Origin of the sequence: Hydrogenophaga sp., assembly GCF_035481345.1 — a bacterium.
GTDB lineage: Bacteria > Pseudomonadota > Gammaproteobacteria > Burkholderiales > Burkholderiaceae_C > Hydrogenophaga.
Window position 1 is genome coordinate 16,282 of the sequence record NZ_DATIGV010000102.1, and the last position, 15,095, is coordinate 31,376.

General features: G+C 69.1%; 13 protein-coding genes. 10 read left to right on the top strand and 3 right to left on the bottom strand.

The genetic code is table 11. From position 1 onward, the window contains the following. Nucleotides 1–45 precede the first annotated feature (45 nt). Nucleotides 46–798 (bottom strand): tyrosine-protein phosphatase, encoded by a 753-nt coding sequence (locus VLG41_RS11020; protein ID WP_325349444.1) that lies wholly within the window; start codon nt 796–798, stop codon nt 46–48. Nucleotides 799–1,016: 218 nt separating this feature from the next. On the opposite strand from VLG41_RS11020, the gene VLG41_RS11025 reads away from it, so the two are divergent. From VLG41_RS11025 to VLG41_RS11050, 6 genes are all read left to right on the top strand, one after another. Beyond that, nucleotides 1,017–2,570 (top strand): PhoX family protein, encoded by a 1,554-nt coding sequence (locus VLG41_RS11025; protein WP_325349445.1) that lies wholly within the window; start codon nt 1,017–1,019, stop codon nt 2,568–2,570. A 32-nt stretch (nt 2,571–2,602) separates the two neighbouring features. Beyond that, nucleotides 2,603–3,181, top strand: coding sequence for a PEP-CTERM sorting domain-containing protein (locus VLG41_RS11030; RefSeq protein ID WP_325349446.1), 579 nt, complete (start codon nt 2,603–2,605; stop codon nt 3,179–3,181). Between the two features lie 197 nt (nt 3,182–3,378). Next, on the top strand, nt 3,379–3,705 hold the full coding sequence (locus VLG41_RS11035) for a hypothetical protein (protein ID WP_325349447.1): 327 nt from the start codon (nt 3,379–3,381) through the stop codon (nt 3,703–3,705). A 186-nt stretch (nt 3,706–3,891) separates the two neighbouring features. Then, nucleotides 3,892–7,044 carry an ExeM/NucH family extracellular endonuclease gene (locus tag VLG41_RS11040; RefSeq protein ID WP_325349448.1) on the top strand — a complete coding sequence of 1,051 codons (3,153 nt, stop codon included), beginning with the start codon at nt 3,892–3,894 and terminating at the stop codon, nt 7,042–7,044. A gap of 26 nt (nt 7,045–7,070) precedes the next feature. Next, on the top strand, nt 7,071–9,386 hold the full coding sequence (locus VLG41_RS11045; RefSeq protein ID WP_325349449.1) for a 5'-nucleotidase C-terminal domain-containing protein: 2,316 nt from the start codon (nt 7,071–7,073) through the stop codon (nt 9,384–9,386). Nucleotides 9,387–9,443: 57 nt separating this feature from the next. After that, nucleotides 9,444–10,130, top strand: coding sequence for a PEP-CTERM sorting domain-containing protein (locus VLG41_RS11050; protein WP_325349450.1), 687 nt, complete (start codon nt 9,444–9,446; stop codon nt 10,128–10,130). A 25-nt stretch (nt 10,131–10,155) separates the two neighbouring features. Here VLG41_RS11050 and VLG41_RS11055 read toward each other — a convergent pair whose 3' ends face one another. Continuing rightward, nucleotides 10,156–10,803, bottom strand: coding sequence for a PEP-CTERM sorting domain-containing protein (locus VLG41_RS11055; RefSeq protein ID WP_325349451.1), 648 nt, complete (start codon nt 10,801–10,803; stop codon nt 10,156–10,158). Between the two features lie 303 nt (nt 10,804–11,106). On the opposite strand from VLG41_RS11055, the gene VLG41_RS11060 reads away from it, so the two are divergent. The 4 genes from VLG41_RS11060 (at nt 11,107) to VLG41_RS11075 (ending at nt 14,561) form a co-directional block, all read left to right on the top strand. Continuing rightward, nucleotides 11,107–11,898, top strand: a complete 792-nt coding sequence (locus VLG41_RS11060; protein WP_325349452.1) for a trypsin-like peptidase domain-containing protein — start codon at nt 11,107–11,109, stop codon at nt 11,896–11,898. A 139-nt stretch (nt 11,899–12,037) separates the two neighbouring features. Beyond that, complete coding sequence (locus VLG41_RS11065; RefSeq protein ID WP_325349453.1) at nt 12,038–13,396, top strand: hypothetical protein; 1,359 nt, start codon at nt 12,038–12,040, stop codon at nt 13,394–13,396. Nucleotides 13,397–13,450: 54 nt separating this feature from the next. Further along, complete coding sequence (locus tag VLG41_RS11070; protein WP_325349454.1) at nt 13,451–13,630, top strand: hypothetical protein; 180 nt, start codon at nt 13,451–13,453, stop codon at nt 13,628–13,630. Nucleotides 13,631–13,793: 163 nt separating this feature from the next. Next, nucleotides 13,794–14,561, top strand: a complete 768-nt coding sequence (locus VLG41_RS11075) for a hypothetical protein (protein ID WP_325349455.1) — start codon at nt 13,794–13,796, stop codon at nt 14,559–14,561. A gap of 24 nt (nt 14,562–14,585) precedes the next feature. Here VLG41_RS11075 and VLG41_RS11080 read toward each other — a convergent pair. Next, nucleotides 14,586–15,095: hypothetical protein (locus VLG41_RS11080; protein ID WP_325349456.1), on the bottom strand; the 510-nt coding region annotated here is incomplete at its 5' end.

Genomic DNA, 15,095 nt, shown 5'->3' on the forward strand with positions numbered 1-15,095 from the left:
CTGGCGCCACCCCTGCTGGGCACCGCTGGGTGCGTTCACACTTTCTCAGGCCTCGGCCAGCAGGCGCTCCCGCAAGCGCTCCCGCGCCGCGCCGTCCAGCCCCACGGGCCCCGCCAGGTAGGCCTCGATCCCACCGAACTCCTCGTCGATGCAGCGCCACGCCGTGTGCAGGAACTCGGGCTGCACCTGCCACAGCACCTCCAGCACCTCGGGCGGCGCGGGCTCCTCCACGCGCGTGTCGCGCCGGTACAGGCGGTTGGTGAGCAGGTAGTCGGCCATCACGTCGTCGCGGTGCACGCCCAAGGCACCCAGCAGCAGCGCGGCGGCCATGCCGGTGCGGTCCTTGCCGGCGGTGCAGTGGAACACCAGCGGCGCCTCGCGCCCCGCGATGCGCGCGAGCAGTTGGCCGAAGACGGGCCCGCGCAGGCGCACGAAGTCCTGGTAGGTCTCCTGCATCAGTTCCACCGCCTCGGCGCGGCCCAGGGCATGGCCTTGCTTCTGGCGCTCGCGCACGCGGCGCAGCGCGGTGGGGTCGATGCTCAGGTGCTCGATGGTGATGCCCGGCAGGCGGTTGGGCAGCGCCTGGCATTCGTGCGCGCCGCGCAAGTCCACGCAATGCGTCACGCCCAGCGCGTTCAGGCGCTGCAGGTCGTCGTCGCTCAGCCGCCCCAGGTGGTCGGATCGGTAGACCAGCGCGCGCCGCACGCGCCGCCCGCCGTCGCCCGTCAGGCCGCCGAGGTCGCGGAAGTTGGAGGCGCCGTGCAGGGCGATGGCGGTGTCGGATCGGTCGAGGGTCATGGCAGGGCGGTCGGTGTCGGGGTTCGCCGCCCATTATGCGACGCATGGGACTTTGAATTCATGCGAAGCCGTCACCGTGTCAATGGTCCGATCGCACCATTTTTTGTAGCGGCGATTCACAAAGGGCAGGCCCTTTGCGGCGCGCGAGGTCACTGACCGTTCATCCTCGACACGCATCCTTCGGGGCGCTTTCCCCCAACCAGAAGGAGCCCTTCCCCATGTCCGAACAATCCCACGATCTCTCGCGCCGCCAGGTGCTGATGGGCGGCGGTGCCGCCGTGGCCGCCGCGTTCAGCGGCCCGATGGCCGCGTACGCCGCCACGGTCGACCAGAACTACGCGGAGCGCTGCTCGCCCGCCGACGCGTCGGCGCTGACGCAGAGTCCCTACGGCCCGGTCGCCCCGGTGAACGACCTCACCACCGGCCTGCCGCTGGTCCAGCTGCCCGCCGGCTTCACCTACAAGAGCTACGGCTGGGCGGGTGACGTGATGAGCGACGGCCTGGTCACGCCGAACGCGCACGACGGCATGGGCGTGGTGGTCTCGCGCCGCGTGGGCCGCAGCCAGGAAATCATCCTGGTGCGCAACCACGAGCGTTCCACCAGCTCCAACGCCGCCAACATCGTGGGCGCCGGCCGCAGCAACGTGGCCAAGTACGACACCGGCACCACCGGCGGCAGCTACCAGATCGGTGGCAACACCAACCTGGTCTGGCGCGACGGCAACTGGGTCGCCAGCTACGCCTCGCTGGGCGGCATCTACCGTCCCTGCGCCGGTGGTGCATCCACCTGGGGCAGCTGGATGAGCAACGAGGAAATCGGCAGCAACAGCATCAGCACCGACGGCAACAAGAAGCACGGCTACGTGTTCGAGGTGCCGGCCGACACCAGCCTCAACGCCGCCGACCCGACGCCCATCATCGCCATGGGCCGCATGGCGCACGAGGCCAGCGCCATCGACCCGCAGACCGGCTACTGGTACCTCACCGAAGACGCGGGCAACGCCAACACGCTGTACCGCTTCCGCCCGCACAACATCAACGGCGGCCTGGGTTCGCTGCACGCCGGTGGCCTGCTGGAAGGCCTGGCCGTGCGCGGCGTGCCGGGTGCCGACCTGCGCTTTCCCACGCTGTGCCAGGAGTTCCAGTGCGAGTGGGTGCCGATCGCCGATCCGGACGCCGATCGCGCGACCGTAAGCACCACCGTGAGCCCCAGCGGCGTCACCGGCAGCGGCCCCTTCCGTGGTGCCTACGCCAACGGCGGCGCGATCTTCGGCGCCAACGAAGGCTGCTGGGTGGCCAACGGCACCGTGTTCTTCACCGACAAGGCCACCAGCAACGCCACCTCTTCGCTGCCCGCGCGCAGCGGCGTGGTGTGGGCGCTCGACCTGGCGACCATGACGCTCAAGGCCATCTTCGTGGGCCGCGACCGTGTGGTCGGCAACTCGCCCGACAACATCTGCGTGAGCCCGCGCGGCGGCCTGCTGATGAACGAGGACGGCGGCGACGGCTCGCCCACCAGCGCGCCCATCCCCGCGCAGGACCTGAAGGTGCTGACGCCCGAAGGCGGCACCTACACCTTCGCGCGCCACAACTTCAACTTCAGCACGGCGCAGATCCAGGCCGTGGGCAAGAACTCCGCCTCGGGCGACCACCGCAACTCCGAGTGGGCCGGCAGCGTGTTCAGTCCCGACGGCCGCGTGCTGTTCGTCAACCTCTACACCCCCGGCATCACGCTGGCCATCACCGGCCCGTGGGCCAAGGGCAACCTCTGATCGCACCTTCCTCAATCTCTGAAAGCACTGACATGAAAAAACTACTCCTCACCCTCGTGACCGCGCTGGGCCTGATCGGCGGCGCGCAGGCCGCCACCTTCCAGAGCGTGGTCAACGGCGACGGCCTCGCCACCGACTACAGCACCGACGGCCTGATCGCCTTCGAGCTGGACTTCCAGTCGCTGGGCACCACCACGCTGAGCTACGTCATCGGCGCGGCCGACACCGCCGCGCTCTCGTTCAACGCGCTGCTGCGCAACTTCACCGGCGAGGGCATCACCGGCTTCAACTTCTCCATCAGCGGTGGCGAGTTCGTCTACAGCGGCACGGTGACGCGCCAGTTCGACGGCTCCCTCATCACCGACATCGACTTCAACGGCGCGCACGCCAGCGTGGACCTCGGCTCGCCCGAGTTCCTCGACGTCGAGATCGGTGATCCGCTGGCCGTGGCCGGTGGCCAGCTGAACTGGGGCCTCACCGGCCTGTCCGCCGGCGACGTGCTCAACATCTCGGTCACCGCCGTGCCCGAGCCCGAGTCCATCGCCATGCTGCTGGCCGGCCTGGGCGTGCTCGGTGCCGTGGCGCGCCGCCGCCAGCGCCTGGCGGCCTGAGCCTGAGCTTCCTGCGATCCGCCGCCGGGCCGCCCCAAGGCGGATCAGCCCCCTCGGGGGGCAGCGACCCGCGCAGCGGCGGAGCGTGGGGGCGCTGCTATGCGGCGGGCGCCTGCAAAGGTTCCCGCCGCGCTGACATTTCTGCGAAATACAGCACGCTTACGGTGTCGGCTTCCAACAGGAGGAGTCGCACCGCCATGCCGGATCGCGCCACGCCGATACCCGCCAGTGCCCAGGACAACCTGGTGCGCGCGCTGAACCACCTGCGCTGCCGCTATGGCACATCGCAGATCACGCTGGACGGTTTCCTCCAGCACGCCGAGGTGGCGCTTTTCCTCGAGCAGCACAGCATCCGCCTCGACACCTTGTCGCACGCGCTCGCGCAACTGCAGCGCATCGAGCACATCCGCTCGGCGGCCAGCCTGCAGGCGCGCGGCCTGTCCGAGCACGAACGCCAGCGCATCGACAGCACGCTCGACTCCATGTTCGGCGCGTTGGGCGCGGGCGACGGCCACCTGGGTTGAACGCCCGGGCGAGTGCCCTGGTTCCTTCAGGTTCCCTGCCGTCACGGTGCCGTGATCGCAATGGTCTTTTCGGACCAGTGCGCGCAACAGTGTGTGAAGAATTGCCGTGATCCTCGACCACCATGATTCACGGCGGCTCTGAGGAGGCGCCTGTCCCGGGCGCCCGGAGACCTCCACCGGAATCCCATGAACCTCCTGCGTCCGCCCGTCGCCTTCGCGCGCCTGCCCCAGTCCCTCATCGCGCGCGCCTGCCTGGCACTGTGCGCGAGCGCTGCCATTCCCGCCTTCGCCACCGACGTGCCCCAGCCCCTGCCGTTCGCGCAGGACTGGAGCGACGCCGGCCTGCTCACGAGCGCCAACAACTGGTCGGGCGTGCCGGGCATCGTGGGCTACGTGGTGGCCGGCCCCACCAGCGGCGGCGTGGATCCGCAGACGGTGCTCGCGCCCGCCACCGGCCCGAACGTCGCGGTCAACCAGACCAACCCGGTGAGCTACCAGACCGGTGGCGTGGCCGAGTTCGCGCTGAGCAACCCGGTGGTGGCACTCGCCGGCTCCAACGCCCAGCACGCGCCCAACATCGTGCTGCACCTGGACACGCGCGGCTGGCAAAGCGTGCGCGTGCGCTACCTGCTGCGCGACCTGGACGGTTCCGCCGACAACGCCGTGCAGGCCGTGGCCCTGCAGTACCGCATCGGCAACTCGGGCAACTTCATCAACGTGCCCGCCGGCTTCGTGGCCGACGCCACCACCGCCAACGCCGCCACGCAGACCACGCCGGTTGACGTGGTGCTGCCCGCGGCCGTGAACGACCAGGCCCACGTGCAGGTGCGCATCCTCACCACCAATGCCTCGGGCAACGACGAGTGGGTGGGCATCGACGACATCGCCGTGGCCGGCACGCCCATCGGTGGCGAAGTGAACGCGCCCATCGCCACGAGCTGCCCCGCCAATGCCTCGTTCGACACGGGCACCGGCGGCAGCTTCAACGTCTCCGCCAGCGACAGCGACAGCGTCGTCAACGGCGCCACGCTCGGCGCGGTGCCGGCCGGCGTCACGCTGTCGTCCTTCAGCCCCGCCACCATCGACGGCGGCAGCGCCAGCGCCACCATCAGCGTGGCGGCGTCGGTGCCCGCGGGCACCTACCCGGTGCAAGTCAACTTCAGCAACAACGAGCTGCAGACCGCCAACTGCACGGTCAGCGTCACGGTCAGCGGCCTCATCACCATCCCGCAGATCCAGGGCAGCGGCGCCACCAGCCCGCGCGACGGCCAGCAGGTCACCACGCGCGGCGTGGTCACGCGCATCAACAGCAACGGCTACTTCCTGCAAGACCCGGTGGGCGATGGCGACCCCGCCACCTCCGACGGCATCTTCGTCTTCACCAGCAGCACGCCGAGTGGCGTGGTGGCCGTGGGCAACGAACTGCGCGTGACCGGCACCGTGGACGAGTTCGCCGTGGGCTCCGGCGCGCAGGCGCTCGCGCGCCCCGTCACCGAGATCGTCAACAGCAGCGCCACGCTCATCAGCACCGGCAACAGCGTCGAGCCGCTGGTGATCACCCTGCCCGAAGTGCAGGAGGGCGAACTGGAGCGCTACGAGGGCATGCTGGTGCACATCGCCTCGCCGCTCACGGCCTCGCAGAACTACTTCCAGGGCCGCTACGGCCAGGTCACGCTGTCCGCCGAAGGCCGCCTGGAAAAACCCAGCAACCGCCACCCCGCCGCCTCGGCCGAAGCCCTGGCCATGGCCGAGGACAACGCGCGCCGCCGCATCCTGCTGGACGACGGCAGCTCGATCCAGAACCCGAACCCCACGCCCTACATCGGCGCCAACGACACCCTGCGCGCGGGCGACACGCTGCCCGACGGTGTCACCGGCATCATCGACTACGGCCTGGCCACCAACAACAGCGACGGCCTCAGCGACTACCGCATCCACCCGACGCAGGCGGTGAACTTCGTGCGCAGCAACCCGCGCCCGGCCACGCCGCCGGCCGTGGGCGGCAACGTGCGCGTGGCCAGCTTCAACGTGCTGAACTACTTCAGCACCATCGACCAGACCGGCGCTTCCTGCTTCCCCGGCGGCACGCGCAGCGACTGCCGCGGCGCCGACAGCCAGGCCGAGCTGGACCGCCAGCGCGCCAAGATCATCCCCGCCATCAACGGCCTGGGCGCCGACGTGGTCGGTCTGATCGAGATCGAGAACAACGGCAACGGCGCCACGCAGGATCTGGTGAACCGCCTCAACGCCGCCGCCGGTGCCGGCACCTGGGCCGCCGTGGCCCTGCCGCCCACGGGCTCGGGCAGCGACGCGATCCGCCAGGCCATCATCTACAAGCCGGCGCGCGTGTCGCTGGTGGGCGCGCCGCGCGCCGACAGCAACCCCGTGCACAACCGCCCGCCCATGGCGCAGACCTTCTCGCTGGCCAACGGCGAGCGCTTCTCGGTGGTGGTGAACCACTTCAAGTCGAAGAACTGCGACCCGGCGCCGAGCGGCGGCAACGTGGATTCGGGCGACGGCCAGGGCTGCTACAACGCCGCCCGCGTGCAGCAGGCGCAGGCGCTGATGCAGTTCATCGGCCAGCTCCAGGCCGTGAGCCCCGACGTGGCCGTGGTCGGTGACATCAACGCCTACGGCAAGGAAGACCCGATCCTCGCGCTCACCAACGCGGGCCTGGTCGACCAGATCGCGCGCTTCAATGAGTCCGCCTACTCCTACGTCTTCGACGGCGAGTCCGGCTACCTCGACCACGCGCTCACCACCGCCTCGCTGAGCGCCAAGGTCACCGGCGCCGCGCTGTGGACGATCAACGCCGACGAGCCCTCCATCATCGACTACAACCTGGAGTTCAAGCAGCCCGCCTGCGCGAACTGCGGCCCGGACTACTACAGCCCGAGCGTCTACCGCTCCTCCGACCACGACCCGGTGCTGCTGGGCCTGTCGCTGGTGAAGGCCATCAACGGCAGTGGCAACCGCGACACCCTGGTGGGCACCGCGGGCGATGACCGCATCAACGGCGGCGCGGGCGCCGACACCTTGACCGGTGGCGCCGGTTCGGACGGGTTCGTCTACACCAGCCTGCGCGACGGCATCGACACCATCACCGATTTCGTGCCGGGCACCGACCGCCTCGAGCTTGCGACGCTGCTGGCCTCCCTCAACGCCGATCCCGCCACCGCCATCGCCCAGGGCGTGGTGCGCCTGGTGGACACGCCCGCCGGCCTGAGCGTGCAGATCGACAGCGACGGCAGCGCGGGCGCGGGCGTGCCCCGCCCGCTGGTGGTGCTGCAAGGCCTCACCGCGGCACAGATCCAGCCCTCGCGCGACCTCGGCCTCTGAACCCCATCGATCCAACGGAGCATTCCATGAAGACCTTCAACCACCGCCTGGCCGCGCTCGCCGCCTCGCTCATGCTCGCCGGCAGCCTGAGCGCCGTGCAGGCCGAGACGCTGACCATCCTGCACCTGGGCGACCAGGAGTCCTGGCTCATCTCCGCGCAGGGCAACCTGCGCGACGACGCCGGCCAGGCCATCTCCTTCTACGGCGGCGTGGACCGCCTGGCCACGGTCGTGGCCAACCGCAAGGCCGCCGCCCCGGGGACCGTGCTCACCCTCAACGCCGGTGACTCCTTCCTGCCCGGCCCGCGCCTGACGGCGAGCTTCACGAACCTGGGCACCGCGCACGCCGATGGCGGCCAGGACTTCTACGACGCCATCGCCAACCGCCGCATCGGCGTGGACGCCACCACCTTCGGCAACCACGAGTTCGATCTGGACAACACCGGCCCGGTGGCCGCGCGCTTCGCCGAGGTCTCGGGCACCACCTACCTCTCGGTCAACCTCGACTTCTCCGCCACGCCCGAGCTCGCCGCTCTGGAGGCGCAGGGCAAGGTCGCGGCCTCCAAGGTCTTCACCACCGCCGGTGGCAAGAAGGTCGGCGTCATCGGCGTCACCACGCCGCTGCTGCCCAGCATCTCCTCGCCGCCGGCCGGCCTCATGAAGAACTGGAGCGCGGCCAACAGCGAGCAGCAGAACCTGCAGGCCCTGCTGCCCCTGGTGCAGGCCGAGATCGACGACCTGCGCAACAACCAGGGTGTGGGCGTGGTCGTGGTGATGAGCCACCTGCAGAACGCGCAGAACGAACGCGCGGTGATGATCCCCGGCCTGCGCGGGGTGGACCTGGTCATCTCCGGCGGCGGCCACGAACTGATGACCGACCCGGACGACCTGCTCATCAACGGCGGTGTCGCGGCCAGCTTCACCACGCACCCGATCGAAGTCGCCGACGCCGACGGCCAGACCGTGCGCCTGGTCACCGGCCACTTCGGCAACCGCTACGTGGGCGAGGTGCAGCTCGACGTGAACGACAGCACCGGCCGCGTGGCGGGCCTCATCGGCTCGAAGATGATCCGCGTCAGCGGCGCGGCCGCCGATGCCGACCGCGTCACCGGTGACGCCACGCTCCACGCGCAGGTCGTCGCCCCCGTGCAGGGCTATATCGCCGCGCTCAACGCGCAGGTGCTCGGCACCACCGCCGTGCCGCTCAACGGCCCCACGCACGCCGCCTGCCCGGCCGCGCCCTGCCAGTACGTGGAAGGCGTGCGCAACGCCGACATCAACCTGGGCAACCTGGTGGCCGACGCCATGCGCTTCCAGGGCAATGCCGAGGTCGCCATCCAGAACGGCGGTGGCATCCGCACCAACATCACCGGCCCGGGCAACATCACCACCGGCGACACCTTCAACGTGCTGCCCTTCACCAACCTGGTCAAGCGCGCGCCGGTGATGAACGCCACGCAGCTCAAGGACCTGATGGAGCACTCGGTGGCGGCCTCCACGCCCACCGGATCGCCGCAGGGCCGCTTCGCGCAGGTCTCCGGCATGCAGGTGACCTACGACACCACGCAGGCCGCGCGCACCACGCTCGGCACCGGCCAGCGCATCCGCCGCATCGTGCTGGACGACGGCACCGTGCTGGTGGACAACGGCGCGGTCGTCTCGCCACGCACCTTCTCCTTCGCCACCATCGACTTCACCGCCAACGGCGGCGACGGCTACCCCTTCGCGGCCAACAACGTGGTGTTCGAGAACGCGGTGAGCACGGTGACCTACCAGGAAGCCTTCGCCAACTACATCCAGGCGCCCAAGGCCCAGGGCGGCCTGCAGCGCGACAACGCCGCCGACGGCGACGAGGTCACGGCCAACCTGTACGGCCCCGAGAACGCCTTCGACCGCCACGGCCGCCTGATCGACCTGGCCGTGGCCCAGGCCACGCCGGGCGCCACGCGCAACGGCACGGGCGCGCGCGACACCCTGGTGGGCACGGCCGGCGACGACGTGATCACCGGCGGCGCGGGCGCCGACACCCTCACCGGCGGTGCCGGTGGCGACGTGTTCCGCTACACCAGCGTGCGCGACGCGGGCGACACCATCACCGACTTCACCCCCTACGAAGACAAGCTCGACCTCAACCCGCTGCTGGCCAGCCTGGGCGTGACGGGCAGCAACGGCGTGGCCAGCGGCCACGTCCTGTTCGCCGACGTGACCGGCGGCGTGCAACTGCTCATCGACAGCGACGGCAGCGCCGGCCCCGCCGTGGCGCGTCCCCTGGTCACGCTCAAGGGCCTGACCGCCGCGCAAATGGCCCCCGGCCGCGACCTCGTCGCGCCGCCCGCGCCCTGACTCCCTTCCTTCGTTTCCTTGTCTCATCCGCTTGTCTCATCCGCTTGAAAGGCTCCCATGAAAACCCTTCGCCACCTGATCGCCGCCGCCGCCCTGTGCGTGGCCGGCACCGCTCCCGCGTTCGCCCTCGTCACCAACGGCTCCTTCACCGACGGACTCAACGGCTGGCAGACCATCGGTGACGTGTCCGTGCAAGGCGTGGCCAAGCGCGCCACGCTGACCACCGCCTACATGGACGGCGACCTCGAGGAGTTCTTCAACCACTCCGGCGTGTCCGCCGTGGACGTGAACGACCTGGCGCCCTTCGCCGGTGTGAACGTGAGCGACCTGGACGTGGGTGGCTGGGCCGCCGAAGGCTCGGCCATGAAGCAGGTCTTGAACGTGGGCGCGGGCGACACGCTGTCGCTGGACTTCTGGTTCGGCCTGACCAGCCAGGACATCGGCGTGAGCGGCTTCGAAGACCTGGCCTTCGTCGCCATCAACGGCCAGATCGTGCAGACCTTCACTCTGGGCATGTTGCCCAGCGTCGGCCAGTTCAGCTACCAGTTCCTCACCGGCGGCCCGGTCACCCTGGCCTTCGGCATCGTGGACATCAACGACTACGCCGGCGTGAGCGAATTCCGCCTCGACAACATCAGCGTGAGCGCCGTGCCCGAGCCCGAGACCATCGCCATGTTGCTGGCCGGCCTGGGCGTGATCGGCGCGACCGTTCGCCGCCGCCGCGCCACCAACGCGTCCGCCTGAGCGAACGCGCTGCCTTCCAAGCCGATCAGACCGCCAGAGCCCGATGCGCGCGATGTTGACCGCGACGACGACGCAGCCAGCCGCCCAGGCCCACCAGGCCGGCGGCCCACATCAGCGCGGTTTCGGGCTCGGGCACCGGCGTGATCGCCACGTGGATCACCATGTCGTCGAAATCGACGTCACCCAGGTAGGCGTCGTTGAAGACGAGCAGGGCGCTGCGCTGGTCGGCGGCGAGCAGCAGGCCCACGCGCAGGCTGCCGCTGGCGAACAGCGTGCCCCAGCCGTTGGACAGGAAGCCGAAGTCCACCGCGCCGGCGCTGGCCTGCGCGTAGGTGAACGACTCGCCCAGCGCCAGGCCGCCGTCGCCCAGGCTGTCGATGCGCTGGCCGCCCGCGAGGAAGGCGTTGTTGTAGGTGGACTCGCCGCCCACGAAGCTGAAGCTGAGCGAGGCCGGGCCGCTGAGCAGCAGGGACGCGCCGCGCCACATGCTGTCCAGGTCGAACTGGCCCAGGTCGAACGAGGCGTCGCTCCACCAGCTCGGGTTGAAGTCGGCGTTCAGCGCGGTGGACAGGCCGCCGCTGGCGCCCAGCGTCTGCGCGCCGGCACCGGCCATGGAAACCGCCAGGCCCAGCGAGAGGGCGGCGGCGCGGGCGATCGATCGAAGCTGTTTCATGTCGGGTTCCTTTCTTTCGGTGCGTACCGAGGGGGGAGTCATCACTTGGCCATCAAGGAGCGCTACACCCGAGCCATGCCCTGTCGTTGAGTTCAGGTGCCTGTTGTCGGACACGGGTGGCGAACCATGTGCCGGAATTGTCCCGGCCGTGATTCGTTTCTGTGTGTCCGTGAACGCCATTGCAAGGGATTGAGCATGGTCCGATCGGATGATGTCGGCGGCCAAGGTGTGTCCGTCTGTGAGGCTGTCCATGAGGCCGTCCATGAGGCTGTCTTTCAAAGGCCGGTGCACCGCCGCCACTGCTTGCGAGGCCTCGCGGGCCTGGCCGCGTCCGCTTGGGCGCCGTGGAGCATCGCGCTGGAAGGTGGGGCCGGTCCGTCGGACCCGGTGCCCGACACGCCGGCCTCGGCCGTGGGCAGCCTGTCGGCCGGCAACCGGCTCGTTTCGGCGGTGGTGATCCAGCGCCAGTGGGTGATCACGGCCGCGCACGTCGTCAATGGCGCGGTGCCCACGCCGCACGAGGTGGTGTTTCGCACGCCGCTGGGAGGGGGCTTCTCCAGTCGCGCGAGCGCGGTGCATGTGCACCCGGAGTTCATCTCGCACAAGATCGACCTGGCCCTGGTGAAGCTGGAGACACCGGTGCCGCGCGAGATGGGCGCCGCTCGCGTGTACACCGGCCCGCTGGTGGGGCACAGCATCCGCCTCGTCAGCCACGGCGGCAGCACCACGCTCATCAGCACCGGCGAGAACCGCGTGGACGCGGTCACGCCCGACCCGCAGGGCCGGCCCTGGCAGTACCTGTTCGACCACGACGGGCCCGAGCTGTCGAGCAACGTATTGGGCCCCGCGTTGCCCGTGAACGGCACGCTCGGTGTTGGGCGCGAGGCCACCCTGGTGTCGGGCGATTCGGGCAGCGCGGCGTTCGTGGTCATCGACGGGCAATGGGGCCTGGCGGGCATCAACACCTTTCAGGCGACGCTCAACGGGCCCAACGGCAGCGGGCGCGTGGCGGGTGGCATGGTGCTGGTGGCGCACGCGAAGTGGATCGCGGAGACGCTGCGGGGTGCGGTGGCGGTTGTCAAGCCGGCGTCCTGAGCGGGTGCATCGGTCATGGGGCCGGGTGCGCCGCCGGTGGATGGTCCAGTGAACCGCGAGGCGCTTTGTGCGTACTCAAGCCGCTTCGCCCATCGCCAGGTCCGATGTCGCTGGTTCCCCGCTTGATACCCCGCTCTTCATGGCCATCCGCAACTCAACCCCCGTTTCGTCCCAAACCAGGGGCTCCCGTCACACCACCCTGTCGTCAACGCGGCTCATGACGCCTGCGCATCCGAAGCGGGCTTCGGGCGCCGTGCCGCCCGCCGCCTTCGGGACGCCAGCCATGGACGTCGAGCGGGCCGTTGTGGTCAGTGGACCGGGCAAACGCGTATTCAATGTCGACGACAGCCGCCAGGTGGCCACAAGCCTGGCGTGCTGGGTCGACAACACGCGTTTGATTGCTGCAGGGGAGCCAGGGCTCAGCGTCGGGCAATCAGTCAAGCAAGGGCTGATGGATGCCCTGGCCACGGCACCGCAGGAACGGATGCTGGTGTTCCTGGACGCCCATGGTGAGGTCGTGAACGGACGCCTGTGTGTCTGTCTGGATGGCGACGAGTGGCTGCCCGTGGACGACCTGTTCAGGGCCATCGCTGCCCATCATGAGGGGCCGGTCGAGTTGTGGATGACGGCGTGCCATGGAGGCCTGGGTCAGAAGCATGTCGATCTGCTGCCCCGTGGATCCGTGTTGGTGGCGCTGGGAGAGGGGAATCAGGTGGTGAGCGCCCGAGCGGTCAATCGACTGCGGGACTGTCTGCCCTTGCTGCGCGGCGTCAATGCCTTCGGCATGTTGCTGTGCTTTTGCGCCACCTCTCTGAAATCGATCATGCACCCGTCGATCAGCGTGTCCGGTGGAGGCTCGCGCGACCTGGATGCCGGCTTGCGCTGGTACAAGGGCAAGGTCTTGACGAAGGAACACGAACGGCTTGTCCATGAACAACTCGACGGCCTGGTGGGGCCGGACAGGGTCAACGAGGTCATCGGACGGATCGAAGACCGCCAAGCCGCGATCTGGGCGGCCGACTACGGCCTGGCCTTGGCTGTCGTGGCGGTGCTGATGGGCGTGATGAGCTTGCCGAGTGGCCATCCGGTCCGCGTCGACGAGTCGGTGCCCTGTCCGTCTGACACAGTGCCCCTGGGCCTGACATTGAACACGAACTTGCCCAGCCTCTCGAGAATGTTTCGCGAGCGTGGGGGTACGCAGCTTCTGGAGGGGCGGGTGTGCGGTCGCTGGGATGCGCTGCTCCCGGTTCTTCGCTTTCGGGTGGGCGAGCGGAACGTGACCTTGACGTTCAGCGGCCAACCCTTGGCGCCCGACTTCAAGCTCATTGCCCTCGATGGGCCCTCGTTCGCTGTCGAGGAGCTGTTGAAGGTGGGCATTCTCGAAGACCCCTCAAACCCCCGTGTCGCGCGGCTCAGCGATGGGAATCCGGCCGTGGGCCCGGCTCAGTTCGTTCCCAACACAAGTGATAGAGCCAAGGGGGTGACTCAGAAGTTTTGAGGAGACTGTCCCAATGAACCCCCCGTGCCGGACAAAAGGTACCTTCGCATCTCGATGTCCCTTGGTCATTGGTCCGTCTCCACCAGCCCGTACCCCGAGATAGGCAGTGGTGCTGGCAAGGGCAACCCCACGGTCGAGACGCTCAACAAGATCGGCGAGGTGTTCGGGCTGGAGCTGGGCTGTGTGCCGCGGGCGCCTCATGCAGCGCGCGAAGGCTCGGCCGCGGACGTGTGAGCGGGGCGGGGCGGGGCAATGCGCGGGGCGGCCTGCATCGACCCTGCGATCAATCGGCCTACGACCGTGGTGGTCGGTTATCCAGTCTCGGCCATCTGTTTCCAGACCCGATCGGGCAGGGTGACGCACTCAGGGCGGTCGTCGAGGTGATGCCGATCACCCGATGTCCCTTTCCAACCCTCCCTTGGGTCAACGCACCATGTTCAATCCCGTTCGCTCTTACAAGCAATACGTTCAACGCCTCGAGAACAAGCGGAAGGTTTTCAATCCCGATAAGAAAACGCTCGATCTCCAGGAGCTGAACCGCTTCGTGAACGGCACGCCCGAGCAGCCGAGGACCAAGCCCACGTACCTGTTGACGAAGACGCGGCAGCTTCTGAAGCACACCCTCGAGGAGGGCATCGAAGCAGGCGACTACGTCGGGGAGCGGGACTGGGCAGCCCAAAACCTGCTCTCGTGGTGCTTGTCCCCGCGTAACGAACCAAACACGGGCGTTCGACGGTGGCTGAAGCAGCTGACCAATGTCAAGCCGGTGGAGCGCAAGGCGGATGAGCCGCAGGGGCCCGACTGCGTTGCCCGATCCGATGCAGAGGGCCGGGGCAGCAGCCATCAACAGAGTGCTCCGATCGACGGCGACATCGTCGCCAAGGACGACAAGGCATTCGCGATGTCTGTCGAGGGCCTGGACCCAGAGGACCCGCCCGAACTGCATGCGGCGGATTCTGACGCGGCGCTGAGGCAATGGGTCGACGCGCTCGACGTGTCGGAGCACAAGAACAACCCACACGACTTGTTCAATAGGGTCGACAAACGCATCGCCAACCGAGGGCGGCGACCTGCGCCCATGCTTCGTCCGTCGAAATCGACGCAGTCGCCGGACCATACCGTCATGCGCGCGGTCGGTGCCCAAATCGTGCCCGCGAAGCAGTAGGCGCAGGTGGTCTCGCGGCGCGGCTCACTCCGCCGGGCACACCACCAGGCCGTAGCCGGTGCCGGATCGAAACAGGCGGCCACCCGTTGATTCCAGCCAGGGAGGCAACGCATTCACCGCGCCGCGCCGGCACTCGGTGGCGCGGGCATGGTTCGCCAGCGCGGTGACGGTGACCAGATCGACGCCGCCCTGCGCGGGGCAGGTGCGCAACGCGGGCCGGTGGTGCGGTTCGAACGCGTCGGCGGGCAGCAGCAGCGTGAACCACGGCGGTACACCACACACCTGTTGAGCGTGGGCCTGCGCAGCGTGCAGGCTGGCCAGCGCCTCCTCGGGTGATGCGTGCTGGCGCCAGGCGCCCACGCCATCGCGCGCGACAGACTGCACCAGGCCCAGTGCGCCCAGCGCCGCCGTGAGCGTCAGCACCATCAGCGCGTGCCCATGGGCGCTGGTGCGTGCCGGCGCGCCTTCGCCGCGCGGCAGCCCCGTCAGCAGTCCCATCACCAACGTCACGAACAGCGGCACCAGGTTGTAGAA